Origin of the sequence: Frankia sp. CcI49 (assembly GCF_001983215.1) — a bacterium.
In the GTDB taxonomy this organism is placed as follows: Bacteria; Actinomycetota; Actinomycetes; order Frankiales; family Frankiaceae; genus Parafrankia; species Parafrankia irregularis.
Genome location: NZ_MOWP01000039.1, coordinates 73,361 through 88,754, shown reverse-complemented (window position 1 = coordinate 88,754; position 15,394 = coordinate 73,361). Strand labels below are relative to the sequence as shown.

Genomic DNA, 15,394 nt, shown 5'->3' with positions numbered 1-15,394 from the left:
CGACGAAGCCGACCGCACAGTCGGCAACGTGGACGGCGACACGGCCTGCCGCTCCGCTGGTCGTACGGCGGGCCAGCGAGTCGGTGCCGCCGTGTCACGAGCGGCGGCTCGCTGGGAGTCGCGGCGCGCCCGGCTGGTGGCGGCCGGAGCCGACCGCGGCGACGTGCCCGGCTGGGTGATGGTCACGGTGATGACGGCCGCGCTGGTCGTCGCCATCGCCACCCTGGCGACGCCGGCACTGCAGACCCTCTTCACCTCGGCTATCGAACAGGTGACCGGCATCGGCGGGAACTGATCGACCGCCCTCGCACGGCCGTGCCCGGGCGAATCCGGAGGTTCCTGCCTGGCGCCAGGGGCCCGCAGCCGGATGACATCCATACCGCCGGCCCCACTGCCCCTGCCGGCCCTGCCGGCGAGACCAGGCCTGCGGACGGCGGTTCGGCGATCGTCGAGTTCGTCCTGGTCGGGACACTGCTGCTGATCCTCATCCTGGGCGTCATCCAGGTCGGGCTCGTCCTGCACGTGCGCAACACCCTCGCGGCGGACGCGGCGGAAGGCGCCCGGCACGCCGCGAACCTCGACGTGCCGGCGATCGAGGGCGGCAGCTACGCGCAGCGACTCATCGCCGAGTCGCTGCCCGGCCGCTCCGACGCCGTCTGCACCGGCCAGGAGGAGGACGGGCCGGGTGACATCCCGCTCGTCCGGGTCACCTGCACCGTGGTCGTACCGCTGAGCCTCGTCCCGCTCGGTGACGGCGTCACCGTGACCGTGACCGGCCACGCGCTGAAGGAGACCCCTTGAGGCCCTCGATCCGCAGCCGGCGCTCTGGACGAGTCCRCAGCCGCCGTGCCGGCGGACGTCCGCACCCGTCGCGGTGGCGCCTGTCGCGGCGGCGACCGGCCGAGGCAGACCGCGGGTCGGCGATGATCGAGTTCGTCGGGCTGTCCCTGGTGCTGCTGATTCCCTTCGTCTACCTGTTCCTGGCCGTCTTCGCCGTCCAACGCGCCGCGTTCGGGGTGACTCAGGCTGCCCGCGAGGCAGGCCGCGCCTATGCCACCGCCCCCAACGAGACGGCCGGCCTCGAACGCGCCCGACTCGCGGCCCAGCTCGCCTTCACCGACCAGGGCATCCACGCCGCGCCGGAGATCAGGTTCGCCCCGCAGGGAGCCGACTGCGGCGCGGGCAACCCGGGCGACGGCGCCGCCACCCTGGAACCGGGCGCCCGCTTCGTCATCTGCGTGCGCGCCCTCGTCCCCCTGCCCGGCGTTGGAGCCATCGCCGGCGGCCTCGCCGACGTTACCGTCAACGGCCAGTTCACCGTGGTCGTCGATGCCTATCGGGCTGATCGTTCGGGCCTCTGACCAGCGGCTGTGCCGTTCTGATGACCTGTGGCGCTGTGGTACAGCGCTCGGAACACCGGTAACTGGCAGGAGTGCGGCCTGGGTGCGGAGGTCTGGCGAGAGCCTCGTCGGTGCCTGCGTCGGCTGGCCAGGGGCTGCAGGAGCCGCGTGCGTGTCTGCGCACAGGGCTTGCGGATATTGCGTTTGTTGCGGATGATGCGGTTGGGGTCGCTGAGGATCAGCGGACGAGAGGCATGGATGTTGGTGGGGTGGTGCGATGCCTGGCCTGGTTGACGATGCGGCAGCGCGGAGCGACTCCGGTGCGGAGCTTGCCCGGCGGGCGGCACGGCGCATCAGTGAGTACCTCACAACGCACCCTGGTGCTGATCAGGACACGATCAGGGGGGAGCTGGCGGGTGACGACGCCCTGGTTGTCCCCCGGGAGGCAACCGTTCTGCTCGCCAGGATCCTCCTGCTCCTGGCACAGGGGGAGAGCGTCAACGTCACGCCTGACTCCGCTGAGCTGACCACGCAGCAGGCGGCTGACTTCCTGAACGTCTCCCGGCCCTATCTGATCAGGCTGTTGGAGTCCGGAGAGATCCCGTTCCGCCTGGTTGGCACCCATCGGCGGGTCAGGTTCCGTGACCTTCACGAGTACCGGAGCCGCGACGATCTGGAGCGCAGGGGTGCGGCCGACGACCTGACCGCGCTGACCCAGGAACTGGGGCTGTACTGACCGATGGCCTTCACGGTGGTCTACGACGCCAACGTGCTCTACCCGAACACATTGCGCGATCTGCTGATCCGGATCGCGCAGTCGGGTCTGGTCCAGGCGAAGTGGACCGAAGAGATCCTCGACGAGATGCTCGCCGCGATCAGGCGAAACAGACCGGAGGTCTCGGCTGAGAAGTGTGATCGCCTCCGCAGCCTCATGAACGCCTCTGTTCGGGACGTCCTGGTGTCTGGCTACGAGCCGTTGATTGACGGGCTGAAACTTCCCGACCCCGATGACCGGCACGTGCTGGCAGCCGCGATCAAGGCTGGCGCACAGGTCATCGTCACCCGGAACCTGAAGGATTTCCCGGCTGCCGATCTGGAACTGTGGGCCGTCGAAGCGCAGTCGCCCGATGCCTTCGTGTTGGACCAGCTGAGCATTCGAGGGCAGGCGGTGGTCGCAGCCATCCAGCAGATCGCTGACTCCCGCACGAAGCCACCGGAGTCCGTCGACGACGTCCTGCGGCAGCTTGAACGTAGCGGACTCGTGGAGTCGATAGCGGCGCTTCGCGCGCTGTAGCCACCCAGCGATGGTGCGCGGGTGTTCGGCCTACGGGATCGGCGTCGGCGGGGCAGAGAGGGTCTGGCTGTCTGCGGCGACGAGCCTTTCGCGGACGGGGCGACGACGGAGCCCTTTGAAACGACGGAGTTGATAGTCGGCTTTTGCCAGGCGACTCGGTGGAAGACCCCGATAGAAGATCGACAACACCACGGTAAAGTGGCGCACTTTCGTTCGCGCCGGATCAGGGTCTTCGCAGGTGAGCACAGCGATAACGTGAAATGAACGGCCAGTTCACGGTGGTCGTCGATGCCTATCGGGCTGATCGTTCGGGCCTCTGACCAGCGGCTGTGCCGTTCTGATGACCTGTGGCGCCGTGGAACAGCGCTCGGAACACCGGTAACTGGCAGGAGTGCGGCCTGCGGGCGGGGGTCTGGCGAGAGCCTCGTCGGTGCGTGCGTCGGCTGGCCAGGGGCAAGGGGCTGCGATGATCCGGTCGCGTTGATCAGCGCTGGCGGCAGGTCGACTCCTTGTCTCCGGCAGCCATGACCGTGACCGCGCCTATTCCGTGAGGAGACCCGTGGTTCCCCACCATGGACGCGCCCTGATCCGCGAGATGCGGATAGCTGGGCCTGACGCCGGCCCCTACGACCTGAGCGCCGAGCCAGACGGGACGCTGTGGGTCACGATGGTTCACGCCGGGCGGATCGCGCGGCTGACCCCTGGTGGTCATCTTGACTCGTATCAGCTCGCCCCGGCCTCCTGCGGGCCGTCGATCATCACCGAGGGTCCGGATGGCGCGATGTGGTTCACCCGCAACCGTGACCACCGGATCGGAAGGATCGCCCGCGACGGCGCGACCACGTCCTACCTCGTCCCTACTCCGGACGGTGGGCCCTTCGGTATCACGACCGGCCCGGACGACGCCCTGTGGTTCACCGAGATGAACAGTGACCGGATCGGACGCATCACCACCGACGGCACGATCGCCGAGTACCCGCTCCCCGTGACCGGCGCCCTGCCGGCGGCGATCACTGTTGGAACCGACCAGGCCGTCTGGTTCACCCTCAACCAGGCGAACGCGATCGGTCGCATCACTCCCGCCGGGAAGATCACGCTTCACCCGCTGCCCACCCCGGGCGCGGCTCCGGTCGGGATCTGCCGCCACACCGATGGTGCGATCTGGTTCGTGGAGATCGCCGCCGGTCAGATCGGCCGGATCCGCACCGACGGAAGGATCGAGGAGTTTCCCCTTCCCGATCGGGAGGCCCGGCCTCACGCGATCATCGCTGACCCGCTCACCGGCGGCTGTTGGTTCACCACCTGGGCCGCGGGCCGGATCGGTCACATCACTCCCGACGGAAGGATCGACGAATACGAGCTGCCGACGCCGTCCAGTGAACCGCACGGTCTCACCGTCACCGGAGAAGGGACCGTCTTCGTCGCACTCGAAACCGGAGGACTCGCGCGCCTGGAGCGGACTGCGGTCGTTTCTGAGAACTGACCCCGTTGATTACGGCCACAGCGGTTGGAAGATCGGCTATGTCATGGTGAGCTGATGAGTTCGGCCGAGTCCACAGCGCGCCCACGCTCGGCTGCAGGCACGGACGTGGAAACCGAATAGCGACCGCCTCCATGAGACGCCGAGAATCCAGTCCATGTCCGCCACCCACATCCTGCTGATCTGCGGCGCGGCAGGCGTCGGTAAATCGTCGACCGCCTACGAGGTCGCCCATCGGCTGCGTGCCCTCGACGTGGCACACGCGATGATCGACTCTGATGAGCTTGACCGAGTCCACCCCTGGCCGCCCCCCGGACTGCCCGCCAGTGAGCTGTCCCGACGCAACCTCGCCGCGATCTGGAGCACCTTCGCAGCCCTCGGCCACACACGGCTTCTGCTCACCGGCGTCTTCGTCGCCCTCGCCGAGGAGGCGGCCTGGATCGCAGAAGCGGTGCCCGGTGCGGACGTCACCGTCGTCCGCCTGACCGCCGACCTTCCCACGCTCGCCAGCCGGATCCACCGTCGAGAGATCGGATCTGGTGCGCAGGCGCAGCTCGCCCGAACCATCCGGCAGCTTGAAATGATCGACCAGTGTGACCCGTCAGGCACAACGGTCATCGACACCACCGGCCAGACGATCGCGACCACCGCAGCCCAGATCATCGACGTCTGGCTGAATCAGCCCGGCGCCCGGGGGTGACGCGACCCCCGGGCGGTAACGGAGAAACTGGGCGTACGCATATCCGTTCCCGGACTCGGCGGGCCGGACGGCGTTGACGGCGCGTCGCCCGCTGGCCATCGCCTGTAGCCCGCTGGCCATCGCCAGGAGTGCGGGCGCAGAACGGTCAGCAATCTCATCCGACGAGGCGAGGGAGCCGGAGGTGGGCCTGTCGCGATCCGCGTCTTCCTGCGGCTCGGCAGCCCGCAATCGTATGTCCCCGGGCTTATCCACAGTCCCCGGGGTTTTCCGCGAGGCGCAGAAGGGTCCCGAGGAGAATCGTTTCCAGGAATGCCCGGAGCTGGCTGAACCTTCCGAGTGGCACCCTTCTGACTTCTTCACCTGGCCGGCGGAGCAGTGCCGCGACCTCCTCACGCGCTGGCAGGACGACTTTGCGATCATGAATGGCCTGGTGGAGCGCACCGAGCCGCAACGCACCCTGCAACCGGCCGACTTTCCGACCAGCATCGGTCAGGCGTCTGATTTTGAGATCTATTTTCCTTCGAATGGTGTTGCCATCATGTGTATAGTTAATTCATGGTGGTGGATGGGGGTCCCGAGAACAGTCTCCGTGCTGCCTACGATGCGGCCGACCCGGTCCTCTGGCGTCGGGCCGTTGCTGATCTGCGGGCCCTGGATGTCGCGGACGCCTGCGCACGCCGGGGTCGCGAGGTGGTCCGCGGCGAGCTCGGCATGGCGTCCATCAGCGGCGTCGACAAGGCGATTCGCGCCGCCCGTGACACTCGGGACGACCCGGAGCGCCTGGCGCTCGCTCTGGCGATGCGGCCAGCCATCATGCTGGCCGCGCTGATCGCGGCGGCGCCGGGCTGGCGGGTGGAGCCGGAAACGGGCACGGTGGCCCGGTACTACGACGCGGGCGGTTCTGATGTGACCGGCCGGCCGGACGTGACAGCGCTGTTCCGCCGGGCTGTCCGGGTCGATCTCGGTGCGTACGTCTGGGGGGTCGCGCCGGTGGATCTGATCCCGAAGCAGGGCGTGGTCATCGCCGGTGAGGCGGACAACCCGGCGGACGCGATCCGCCGGGTGCTGGCCACGCCGTTGGAAGGCGCGCCGGCTGAGGAACGGCTACACGGGCAGTGAGTGTCGTTTTCCGTCTCGCCTGCTCGGGGTCGATCGTCTCCGAAAACCCTTGAGATGATGGGTCGGTGACGACGGCTGCAGCTGCTTCATCCCTCATCCATGGGTCCTGCACGCTGACCCGTGATCTGGCGGTGCCACCGGGCCGCGTCTTCGCGGCCTTCTCCGACCTCGTGCTGCGCCAACGCTGGTTCCGCATACCCAGCGAGCCGGGGGCGGCCCACCACGAGCTGGATTTCCGTGTCGGTGGGCGGGAGGTCGCCCGCGGCACGTTCGCTCCCGCCGGTGTTCCGGAGCAGGTCGAGTATCACTCGGAATTCCTGGACATCGTCCCCGATGAACGCATTGTGTTCACCTATGCGATCACGGTTGACGGTCGCCGCCACTCCATATCACTCGTCACCGTGGAGCTGGCCGCGGCGGGATCCGGCACACGTGTGACCCGCACCGAACAGTACGTGTTCCTTGTTCTCACGGGTGATGGCGGGGTCGACGTCGCCCATCTCGAAGGCAGCATGCGGTTGCAGTTCAACGGACTGGAATCGGCCGTAGGCCATCCCTGAGCTGGCCGGAGACGGCGACGGCATCACCGGTCGCGGAGCAGCGGTCCCGTGCCGGCATCCACATAGAGCCACTGGCCGTCGACCCGCGTGAACGTGCTGCGTTCGTGCTGCACGTGGCGTTCGCCGTCCGCTGTGCGCGCGATCGCGCGGAATTCCACGGCACCGCTGTCGTCGCCGGGGCCGCCGTTCACGGTGTCGACGATCTGCAGGGCGCGCCAGGTCAGACCGGCGTCCAGCGCCAGGCGTCTGGGACGGGTTGAGGGATGCCAGGTACGCAGCAGGTAAGGCGCGAGGCCGCGGGCGAAGGCGCTGTAGCGGGACCGCATGAGAGCTTCGGCGGTCGGCGCCGGGCTCCCGAGGTGGAAAGGCTCGCAGCACTGCGCGTACTCACGGCGGGAGCCGCACGGGCACCGGTCCACGACGCTCATGCCGTATGACGCGCTATCACGACGGGCCCCCAGGAACGCATAGCGTGGGCTGAGCTGGTGCCCGACACGCTATCGCGGTGGGGGGCCCGCCGTCGGGCGCCATGATCCGCGGGTGCGGCGGGGATGACAAACTGCCAACGGTCCAGGACGGAACGGGGCCGGGACGTGCGCGGACGTCAGCCGGCGGCGAGTGGTGGGCAGGGAAGCCGAGGTGGCGGTGGCCGAGGAGACGATGGATCGGGCGGGCACGCCGCTGGTCTGGTACGTCAGCTACGGGTCGAACCTGCGGTCGTCGCGACTGGCCTACTACCTGGCGGGTGGGGTGATGCCGGGCACGACCCACACCTACCCCGGTTGCCGAGACCGCCGTCCGCCGCGTGCCGCCGCACCGCTCCTGCTGCCGGGATCGGTGTACTTCGCCCTGGAATCGAAGGTCTGGGGCGGTGGCATGGCGTTCTACGATCCGACGGTGCCAGGGCTGGCCGCGGCCCGCGCGTACCTGCTCAGCCGTCAGCAGTTCGTCGACGTCGCGGCGCAGGAGATGCACCGGGAACCCGGCGGCGACCTCGACCTGACCGCTCTGACCGCGCCGGCCGGTCGGCGCGGCGCCGGCCGGGCCGTTCTCGGGCCCGGCCGGTACGAGACGGTGCTGCTCGTCGGGTACTGGGGCCCGGTGCCGTTGCTGACGTTCACCGCCCCGTGGGTGCTGGCCGATGTCGCTCTCACCGCTCCTTCTGGGGCCTATCTGGACATGCTGGCGGCCGGGTTGGGCGAGTCCCACGGCTGGCCGCCGGCGCGGATCGCCGCCTACCTGGCCGGGCTGCCCGGCGCCCGGGGCGTCTGGCAGCCCGACGAGATCGCCGGACGTCTCATCGCGGCGGAGGCGACCGAACCCGCCTGATGATTCCTTCTCGCCGCGGGTGAGGCGACACGCTGCCATCATCGGCACGCCTGCGCACCAGGGCGGGCTGACGGCATCGCGGCAGCCCGGCCGGATCGGCTCGGCTCGGCTTCTAGCCGGCCGACTGCCCTGGATGTTCCACCGTGCGGGCGAGGATGCCGAGAGTGGCGCGTAGGGCGGCCTCGGGGATGACGGGGAAGGCGCCTCTGGTGCGATACGCCTCGTCGATCTCGCTCCAGTCGTAGTACGAGGTGACCATGGTTCCGGCGTCTTCTCGTTCGAGACGGTATCCATACAGGTGGCGCGGTGGGGGATCGAGCATCACCCCTCGGATGGTCCACTCGATCAGCTCGTCGGCGACGAACCGCGTGATGACGACGGTGACCTCGTACCTTCCGAGCGGGTAGTCGTTGAGGGACTCGCGGTCCATGTGCATGACGAACTCGTCGCCGACGCCTGTCGCCGGCTTTCCGTCGCTCCACTGGAGCATCCCGGAACTGTCGATCGACACATGGCCTCGCGGGTCGCGGAGCACCTCGAAAATTCTCTCGGGCGGCGCCGAGATATACCGCCGCACCTCGAATCTGGCGTCACTCACCGGACGCTCCTCCACCTTGTTCCGCTGTCCTGTTCCACGGTCTCATCCGACTATCCGATGACCAGGTCGTCGTGGTTCGGCCTCCGCAGCCGGTGCCACATCTCGTTTCCGGGGAACGGACAGTTCGTGACCGATCGGCCATGGTCGTTGCGGTAGTAGCTGTTCGCCCGCGGATCCATGTAGATCTTGTGCTTCTCGCGGGCGTCGAGCTGGTCGTTGTACCGCCAGTAGGCCTCCTCGGTGACCTCGACGGTGCGCTTCCCAGTGAGGATCAGCTCCCTGACGAGGTCGAGGAGGTAGCGGGTGACCATCTCCTGGTGGTTGATGACGCCGAGCCCGCCGTACGGGTTCATGTTCGGCCCATAGATCAGGAACAGGTTCGGGAAACCGGGGAGCATGGTTCCGATGTAGGCGCGGGGGCCGTCCTTCTGCCAAAGGGTGTGGACCGACAGCCCGTTCCGCCCGATCACGTCCATCGGCCAGAGGCATTCGTTCGCGCGGAATCCGGTCGCGTAGACGATGACGTCGACCTCGTGGTCGGTGCCGTCCGCAGTGCGTACGCCGGTGGGGGTGATCCGCTCGATCGGGTCGGTGACGAGCGTGACGTCATCGCGCATGATCGCGTCGTACAGGTTGTAGGCGGCGTCGACCTGAACGGGCCGCGCGGAGAACGGAGGGTGCGGCGGGATCATCTTCTCCGCCAGGTCCGGCCGGCTCGCCAGCTTCTTACGAATGAATGCGACCCGCTCGTCGCGGATCTCCTTGTTGACCTCGCTGCGCGCGAACTCGTCGTCGAAGTCGGGGTCGATCTCGCGCAGCGGGCCGGACTGGTACGGGCCGAGCAGCCACGTCGTCCGGAAGCGCATGAAGTGCGGGTGCAACGGCAGGTTCCGGTCCAGCCAGCCGACCTGTTCGGGGAAGGGCGAGAGGTATCCGGTGTGCTCGAAGAGCCACTGCGGGGTCCGTTGGAAGACGCTGACATGCCTGGCGAGCCGGGCCAGCTCGGGGACGAGCTGCACTCCCGAACAACCCGTGCCGATCACGGCGAACCGCTTGCCTGCGGGGTCCAGGTCGACCGGCCAGCGCGCGGTGTGGAACGCGAGGCCCTCGAACGTCTCCATTCCGTCGATGTGGGGGATGCTCGGCCGGGAGAGCAGCCCGACCGCGCTGATGACCGCGTCGGCGCGCAGCACCCGCTCGCCATCCGGGCCCCTGGCCACGACCTCCCAGGTCGAGGTGTCCTCGTCCCAGGTCATCGTGGAGACCTCGGTGTCGAAAACGATGTGCTCGCGCACCCCGAACTCGTCGGCGAACCAGTTGAAGTACTGCTGGTTCTCGTCCCGTGAGCACCACGGCGACGGGGTTTCCGCCGCTACCCCGAGGATGTGGGTGTAGGCCCGGCTGGGGGAGTCGACGCGGGCACCGGGATAGCGGTTCTCATACCAGGTTCCACCGACACCGGAGTTCTTCTCCAGCAGGGTGAAGGCGATTCCGGCATGTTTGAGCTGGGCCGCCACGTTCAGGCCGCCCATGCCGCCACCGACGATGATGACGGAGAAGTTCTGGAGGCGCTGCGGGTCGGGCGCTGGGGTGTCCGCGTCCCAGGACAGCCCGCGGGCCCACGGGTCGAGGCCGAGCTCTTCCATCCACAGCTCGATGTCCTCGGCCGGTACCTCGTCCACACCCCCGGCCAATGCCAGGCTGCGCGGGAGCCGCTCCCGCGGGCCGGGGCCGAGAGGACCCGCACCCGAGTCGCGATAGTCCTTCAGGAAACGGGCGGTCCGGCGCCGAAGAATGTCGACGTCGGCTGGGTCGGTCAGCCCGAAGGAGAGATTTCCACCCACATAGCCGGGTACCGGGCCGATCTTCGTGGCGGCGACGCTCTCATCCCCGGTGAGCTGGTACAGCAGCCCGCGTAAGGCTAGAGGATCGGCATAGGTCACCGCATCGTCGATCTGCTCGTCGCTGGCGTCGAGAAGCTCCGGCCGAGATTGCCCGTTTCCCGTGGTCACGTCTTCCACTACCTCCGGTTTTCCGTGGTGGCGACATTCGCAGGAGTGTGAGCAGTCGCTCAGGCTGGTGGCGGCGGCTGCACAGCCCGCAGATGGTCCGCCATCATCAGCGGTGTAACCGCCATCACCCCGCCGTCGACCGGCAGGACGACCCCGGTGATCCAGCGGGCCTCGTCGCTGGCGAGGAACACGGCGGCCCAGCCGACGTCCCAGCCGTCGCCGCCCGTGCCCAGCATCGTTGACGCCGCCGCCATCCGCTGGCGGTAGTCCGCTTCCGGAGTGACACCGACGACCGAGAACAACAACGGGGTCGTGATGTGGCCGGGGGCGATCGCGTTCACGCGGATTCCCTGCCTGCCGTGCGCATACGCCATGTCGACGGTGAGCGCGTGCATGCCACCCTTCGCCGCGGCATAGCTGGCATAGCCGCCACCGCGGGCCCCGGCGATCGAGCCGATGTTCACGATCGACCCGGAGCCTCTGGCCGCCATCACGGGGACCGCGCTCTTACTCGCGAGGAACATCGTGCGCAGGCTGAGCGCCTGCACCCGGTCCCAGTCGGCCTCGCTGGTGTCGACGACGGTGCCGGCCGCCGAGACGCCGATGTTGTTCACCAGGACGTCCACCGTGCCGAAGGCGTCGACGGCCGTGGCGACCATCGCCTCGCAGTCCGCCGCCTTCGTCATGTCCCCGGCGAAGACGACGGCCTCCCCGCCCTCACGCTCGATGATCTTCCTGGTCTCGGTGGCGCGGTCGGGGTCGATGTCGGCCAGCACGACCTGCGCGCCCTCGCGGGCCAGCAGAATGGCGCAGCCCCGGCCGGTTGCCATGCCGGGGCCCGGCGTCGAGCCGGCCCCGGTGACGACGGCGACCTTGCCGCTGAGACGCCCCTGCGTGGTCATTCGCAAACTCCCGGTCGGCGCGTTGTCTGACCAGCACGTTAGTTCGGACAGGACGGCGTCACAAGTGGGTGTTCACTTTCTTTGCCGGCCAGAGTCCAGATCGGGTCGGGTGACGGCTCGTCATCCGGGCTGCCCGCAGGGCGCGGCTGATGAACGCGGCTCGGCTGGTGCGCGCCGGCGCGGAGTAGGCGGACGGAGTAGACGGACACCGCGTCGGTGCCCCGCCGATCACCGGGCAGGGCGGACCATCCGGCGGCTCGTGCTCTCGGATTCGTGCTGATGCGGTACGCGTGAGGCGATCTTCGTGCTTCCTGTCGGGGCGGGCCGGCGACAGGCTGCGGATCGGAGCCGAGATGGGCGTGCCGTCACTCTCGGACTCGGCGGACAACGCGGATGAGAATCGACGACGCCACGGTGAACAGGTGCGCTCCCATTCACTTCTGAATCGTGATCGTGTCTTTGCGTCTCGGCAGCGGAGAACGTGGGCTGGGGCTCGTACCTGATAGTCCGGCGGGGCCGGCTTCTCCACAGGAGTCCCGCGGGAGCACGAGTCCGGTCCGGCGTGTCGAGCCCGGCTTCGCTGTCCGGCAACCGATGCTCCTCTCGTCCGCGGGAAGATCCGCTGGAAATTCTGGCGTGGCTGGCGCGGTGTTTTTGGGAGAGAGGTCCATGAAAGTCGCTCGATTCACCGGGCTTGGTTCGAAAGTCCGGTCCAGTTGTATCGTCGGTACACTTCTGTTGGGTGCGCTGGTCGGTGTCGCGACGCTGCCCAACACGGCCGCGCTCGCGGACGGGCCCGACCGGGCGAACATCCGTGTCATGACGCAGAACACGTATGTGGGCAGCGATTACCAGGCCATTGTCGACGCGAAGACGCCGGCGGAGTTCGCCGCGGCGGTGACGCTGACATACCAGCAGATTCTGGCGTCAGACCCGAAGGCGCGCGCCGCCGCGGTTGCCCGCGAGATCGTGCGGAACCAGCCCGATCTGGTCGCCCTTCAGGAGGCGGACATCGTACGTACCGGTGCGGCACCGGCGACGAACGTGCAGTCAGACCAGCTCAAGGCTCTCCTCGCCGCGCTCCGCGCGCAGGGCCAGCCCTACCAGCCGGTGGCGATCGTGCCCGAGCTCGATGCCGAGTACCCGAGCACCCTTGGCTTCGATGTGCGCATCAGCGCGCGGAACGTGATCCTTGCCCGGGTCGGTCGCGTCAGGGTCTCGAACCTGCAGGCCCAGACGTTCGCCGTCAACCAGGTGTTCCAGTCCGCGGTCGGCTCGATTACCTTCCGCAACGGCTGGACGTCGGTCGACGCCGTCGTCGGTGGCCGCGCCTTCCGGTTCGTCACGACCCACCTGGAGGCGAGCCCGCCGTTCACCACGCAGCTGGCGCAGGCGCGGGATCTTGTTGCGAGTGCGGCGAACACCCGGCTCCCGGTGGTGTTCGCCGGTGATTTCAACACCACGGCCAACGACCCTCAGAACCCCACATTCCCGACGTACCAGTTCCTGCTTGATTCCGGTTTCGTCGACGCCTGGGCCAAGAAGAACCCCGGGAATCCTGGCTTCACCTGCTGTCAGGCACCCGACCTGCGTAATCCGGTCTCCGCCCTGATCGCGCGAATTGATCTGGTCCTCTTCCGCGGAGGCTTCGACGTGGCCGATGTCCACCGGGTTGGGGACCGGCAGAGCGACCGCACGCCGTCGGGGCTGTGGCCGTCCGACCACGCCGGCGTCGTCGCGACTCTGCGGCTGCCGGACCGGGGGTATGGCGGCTGAGAGCCGTCATACGTAGCCGGAACACCCGAGAAGCCCGGTGTACCCAGACACCACGATGTGCTGGGAGACCGGTCCGAGTGGCCGTCGTCGTGCCCGCGCAGGCGTGGCGCACGACGACGGCCACTGCACTCACGTCGATTTCAGAAGGTTCATCCGCACGAAAAGGTTACGGCGCTGTTCGAGTCGCGCTTTGGGTGGTGCGGGGCAGGTCCGGCGCCCGCGAGCCCTCCAACCTGACCCGCAGGCTCTGCAGGCCGCGGATGGTCAGGGTCTCGCGATAGGTCGGCTCCGGATCCAGCACGGCGAAGGCATGCGCGTGGCGCAGCAGCGTCGTCAGGACGATCTCAAGCTCCAGCCGGGCGAGCTGTGCCCCGAGGCAGAAGTGGATGCCGAGCCCGAACGCGAGGTGGCGAGGAGCCGGAGTTGGGCCGGCGAAGCGGGTCACGTCCAGTCGGTCCGGATCGGGGAACACCCGGGGGTCCCGATTGGCGCCGGCGACCAGGATGACGACGGCCTCGCCGCGGCCGAAGTCCCGGCCGGCCAGGTGCCGCTCCTGGAGCGCGACCCGGTTGGTGAAATGGACCGGCGGATCGAAACGGAGCAGCTCGTCCACGGCCGAGGGGATCAGATCGGGCCGCTCGCGCAGCAGGTTGAGCTGGTCGGGGTGACGGCTCAGCGCCAGCACCATGTTGCCGGTCATGTGCACCGTCGTCTCGTAGCCGCCGAAGAGCAGCAGTACGCAGATGTCCTGTAGTTCCGTCTCGGTGAGGCGATCCCCGGCGTCGTCGATCGTGGCCAGCTGGCTGATCAGGTCCGGCCCCGGCCGGGCGCGGCGTTCGGCGACCAGCCCGCGGAAGTATTCGGAGAACGCCGCCGCGGCGATCTCCCGGCCGCGCAGCTCGTCCTCGGCGAGCAGCGGATCCGGGTCCAGGCCCCTGGCCAGCGCCCGGACCCAGGTGTCGAAGCGCGGGTGGTCCTCGATCGGAACGCCGAGCAGCTCACAGATCACGGTGATGGGCACGGTCGCGGCAAGATCGGCGACGAGGTCGAACTCGGCGGCGGCGAGCGCGCTGGCCACCGCGCGTTCGGCGGTCCGTTCGACAAGCGGGCGCAGCCGCTCCATCGCCCGCGGGGTGAACGCCTTGCTGACCAGCCCGCGCAGGCGCGTGTGGTCGGGTGGGTCCATCCGGATGAAGGATCSCGGGATGTTCTCGGCTACGACACCTGGTCGGATGGGGCTGATTCCCGCGGAGTATCCGTGGCCCCACCGAGGGTCGCTCAGGACCGTCATGCAGTCGTCGTGCCCGGTGACCAGGTGAACGTCGAACGGGGTCGCGACGAGCGGGCCCAGCTCGCGGGCAGCGTGGTAGAAGGGGTACGGGTCGTTGCGGTTCTCGAGGCTGAACATGTCGAGGACCGTGTCGAGGACCGTCTGGGCCGGGTCGGGGGCAGGCATCGCCCTTGTCTCCTCGCTTCGGGCTCGCCCGACATCCAGAAGCCCGTCGGCAGCGGTACTGCGCGGCGAACCTCGGCCGATCATCCGGGCGAGGGGAACAGGTTGGACCCTTCCCCACCGCACCCTGCCCGGCATTCCGGCGCCCGGCCTGGCGGATCAGAACCCGCAATCAAACGATTCATTCGCTCGCCGTCATTCGCTCGCCGGCTGGTTGTTCATGATTCTGTTTCTCGCAGGGCGCCGGCGAGGACCGCGACCACCATCGCGCGGAGGGCATCGGTTCGAGGTGGCGTGCCCGTGCGATCGGCGAACAGCAGATGCCCAGCCCCGATCAGCGCGGGAGCGAGCGTGTCGATGTCGGCGTCGGCGTTGACGCGACCCAGGTCGCGTTCGGCGGCGAGGTAGGAAGCGATCATGGCTGCCGCCTCCGTCAGGATTGGGACGCCCACCGGCCAGGTCCGGCGCAGCCGGGCGCGCAGCTCGTCCCGGAAGGTGATGAGCGGGACGATCGCCACGGCCACCGAGGCGAACAGGTCCGCCAGGGCGCCGGTCAGGTTGTCGGCGACGGTTCCGGTGCCGGCGGTCTCGCGCAGGGCGGTGGCCTCGGTGCCGAGCCGGCCGGCGCGGTCGAGCACGAACTCGGCCAGGAAGTCGTCGAAGTCCTCGAAGTGCCGGTGCAGGACGCCCTTGGCGCACCCTGCCTCGGCGGTGACCGCCCGGCTGGTCAACGCGCTCGGCCCCTGCTGGCGCAGGACCCGTTCGGTGGCGTCGAACAACTGGGTGCGCACGTCGCGGATGTGTACCCCTGTCGGCACAGCCGCGTCCTCC

Annotated in this window: 17 protein-coding genes; 11 read left to right on the top strand and 6 right to left on the bottom strand. The window is 68.6% G+C overall.

The window, feature by feature from the left end; translation table 11 throughout:
* Positions 1-91 precede the first annotated feature (91 nt).
* The 9 genes from CcI49_RS33760 to CcI49_RS33720 all read left to right on the top strand — a co-directional run bounded on the left by CcI49_RS33760 (position 92) and on the right by CcI49_RS33720 (position 6,493).
* Complete coding sequence (locus CcI49_RS33760) at positions 92-295, top strand: hypothetical protein (protein ID WP_054570684.1); 204 nt, start codon at positions 92-94, stop codon at positions 293-295.
* A 149-nt stretch (positions 296-444) separates the two neighbouring features.
* The gene (locus CcI49_RS33755) at positions 445-801 is read left to right on the top strand and encodes a TadE/TadG family type IV pilus assembly protein (protein ID WP_050795912.1); all 357 of its coding nucleotides are present in this window, start codon (positions 445-447) and stop codon (positions 799-801) included.
* A gap of 122 nt (positions 802-923) precedes the next feature.
* Complete coding sequence (locus CcI49_RS33750) at positions 924-1,361, top strand: hypothetical protein (RefSeq protein ID WP_054570616.1); 438 nt, start codon at positions 924-926, stop codon at positions 1,359-1,361.
* Positions 1,362-1,617: 256 nt separating this feature from the next.
* Positions 1,618-2,076 carry a helix-turn-helix domain-containing protein gene (locus CcI49_RS33745; RefSeq protein ID WP_054570617.1) on the top strand — a complete coding sequence of 153 codons (459 nt, stop codon included), beginning with the start codon at positions 1,618-1,620 and terminating at the stop codon, positions 2,074-2,076.
* A gap of 3 nt (positions 2,077-2,079) precedes the next feature.
* The gene (locus CcI49_RS33740; protein ID WP_054570618.1) at positions 2,080-2,634 is read left to right on the top strand and encodes a PIN domain-containing protein; all 555 of its coding nucleotides are present in this window, start codon (positions 2,080-2,082) and stop codon (positions 2,632-2,634) included.
* 595 nt (positions 2,635-3,229) lie between these two features.
* Positions 3,230-4,117 carry a virginiamycin B lyase gene (locus tag CcI49_RS33735; RefSeq protein WP_076833468.1) on the top strand — a complete coding sequence of 296 codons (888 nt, stop codon included), beginning with the start codon at positions 3,230-3,232 and terminating at the stop codon, positions 4,115-4,117.
* 154 nt (positions 4,118-4,271) lie between these two features.
* Positions 4,272-4,814 carry a hypothetical protein gene (locus tag CcI49_RS33730; RefSeq protein WP_076833407.1) on the top strand — a complete coding sequence of 181 codons (543 nt, stop codon included), beginning with the start codon at positions 4,272-4,274 and terminating at the stop codon, positions 4,812-4,814.
* Positions 4,815-5,369: 555 nt separating this feature from the next.
* Positions 5,370-5,933 (top strand): hypothetical protein, encoded by a 564-nt coding sequence (locus CcI49_RS33725; protein WP_076833406.1) that lies wholly within the window; start codon positions 5,370-5,372, stop codon positions 5,931-5,933.
* Positions 5,934-5,998: 65 nt separating this feature from the next.
* Positions 5,999-6,493, top strand: coding sequence for an SRPBCC domain-containing protein (locus tag CcI49_RS33720; protein ID WP_198955714.1), 495 nt, complete (start codon positions 5,999-6,001; stop codon positions 6,491-6,493).
* Between the two features lie 23 nt (positions 6,494-6,516).
* Here the strand turns inward: CcI49_RS33720 and CcI49_RS33715 are convergent, their stop codons facing one another.
* Complete coding sequence (locus CcI49_RS33715; protein ID WP_054570621.1) at positions 6,517-6,921, bottom strand: YchJ family protein; 405 nt, start codon at positions 6,919-6,921, stop codon at positions 6,517-6,519.
* A 232-nt stretch (positions 6,922-7,153) separates the two neighbouring features.
* Here CcI49_RS33715 and CcI49_RS33710 point away from each other — a divergent pair, with 232 nt between their 5' ends.
* Positions 7,154-7,822, top strand: a complete 669-nt coding sequence (locus CcI49_RS33710; protein ID WP_076833464.1) for a histone deacetylase — start codon at positions 7,154-7,156, stop codon at positions 7,820-7,822.
* A 112-nt stretch (positions 7,823-7,934) separates the two neighbouring features.
* On the opposite strand, the gene CcI49_RS33705 is transcribed toward CcI49_RS33710, so the two are convergent.
* Genes CcI49_RS33705 through CcI49_RS33695 form a run of 3 tightly spaced genes read right to left on the bottom strand, consistent with a single transcriptional unit; the run spans position 7,935 to position 11,334 of the window.
* The gene (locus tag CcI49_RS33705; RefSeq protein ID WP_054570688.1) at positions 7,935-8,420 is read right to left on the bottom strand and encodes a polyketide cyclase; all 486 of its coding nucleotides are present in this window, start codon (positions 8,418-8,420) and stop codon (positions 7,935-7,937) included.
* A 50-nt stretch (positions 8,421-8,470) separates the two neighbouring features.
* Complete coding sequence (locus CcI49_RS33700; RefSeq protein ID WP_054570622.1) at positions 8,471-10,432, bottom strand: NAD(P)/FAD-dependent oxidoreductase; 1,962 nt, start codon at positions 10,430-10,432, stop codon at positions 8,471-8,473.
* Between the two features lie 59 nt (positions 10,433-10,491).
* Positions 10,492-11,334 (bottom strand): SDR family NAD(P)-dependent oxidoreductase, encoded by an 843-nt coding sequence (locus CcI49_RS33695; RefSeq protein WP_054570623.1) that lies wholly within the window; start codon positions 11,332-11,334, stop codon positions 10,492-10,494.
* 636 nt (positions 11,335-11,970) lie between these two features.
* Here CcI49_RS33695 and CcI49_RS33690 point away from each other — a divergent pair.
* A complete protein-coding gene (locus CcI49_RS33690) occupies positions 11,971-13,110 on the top strand; it encodes an endonuclease/exonuclease/phosphatase family protein (protein WP_158230852.1) in 1,140 nt (379 codons plus the stop codon).
* 166 nt (positions 13,111-13,276) lie between these two features.
* Here CcI49_RS33690 and CcI49_RS33685 read toward each other — a convergent pair whose 3' ends face one another.
* Both CcI49_RS33685 and CcI49_RS33680 read right to left on the bottom strand, forming a co-directional pair.
* Positions 13,277-14,566 carry a cytochrome P450 gene (locus tag CcI49_RS33685; RefSeq protein ID WP_083749872.1) on the bottom strand — a complete coding sequence of 430 codons (1,290 nt, stop codon included), beginning with the start codon at positions 14,564-14,566 and terminating at the stop codon, positions 13,277-13,279.
* A gap of 215 nt (positions 14,567-14,781) precedes the next feature.
* Positions 14,782-15,381: a TetR/AcrR family transcriptional regulator gene (locus tag CcI49_RS33680; protein WP_076833405.1), complete on the bottom strand. Its 600-nt coding sequence runs from the start codon at positions 15,379-15,381 to the stop codon at positions 14,782-14,784.
* Between the last annotated feature and the right edge of the window lie 13 nt (positions 15,382-15,394).

Excerpts from the sequence above, each read along its gene's own strand:
- CcI49_RS33725 (WP_076833406.1), top strand. The coding sequence starts at position 5,370 with ATGGTGGTGGATGGGGGTCCCGAGAACAGTCTCCGTGCTGCCTACGAT.
- CcI49_RS33695 (WP_054570623.1), bottom strand. The coding sequence starts at position 11,334 with ATGACCACGCAGGGGCGTCTCAGCGGCAAGGTCGCCGTCGTCACCGGG.
- CcI49_RS33740 (WP_054570618.1), top strand. The coding sequence starts at position 2,080 with ATGGCCTTCACGGTGGTCTACGACGCCAACGTGCTCTACCCGAACACA.
- CcI49_RS33735 (WP_076833468.1), top strand. The coding sequence starts at position 3,230 with ATGCGGATAGCTGGGCCTGACGCCGGCCCCTACGACCTGAGCGCCGAG.
- CcI49_RS33715 (WP_054570621.1), bottom strand. The coding sequence starts at position 6,921 with ATGAGCGTCGTGGACCGGTGCCCGTGCGGCTCCCGCCGTGAGTACGCG.
- CcI49_RS33750 (WP_054570616.1), top strand. The coding sequence starts at position 924 with ATGATCGAGTTCGTCGGGCTGTCCCTGGTGCTGCTGATTCCCTTCGTC.
- CcI49_RS33730 (WP_076833407.1), top strand. The coding sequence starts at position 4,272 with ATGTCCGCCACCCACATCCTGCTGATCTGCGGCGCGGCAGGCGTCGGT.
- CcI49_RS33745 (WP_054570617.1), top strand. The coding sequence starts at position 1,618 with ATGCCTGGCCTGGTTGACGATGCGGCAGCGCGGAGCGACTCCGGTGCG.
- CcI49_RS33710 (WP_076833464.1), top strand. The coding sequence starts at position 7,154 with ATGGATCGGGCGGGCACGCCGCTGGTCTGGTACGTCAGCTACGGGTCG.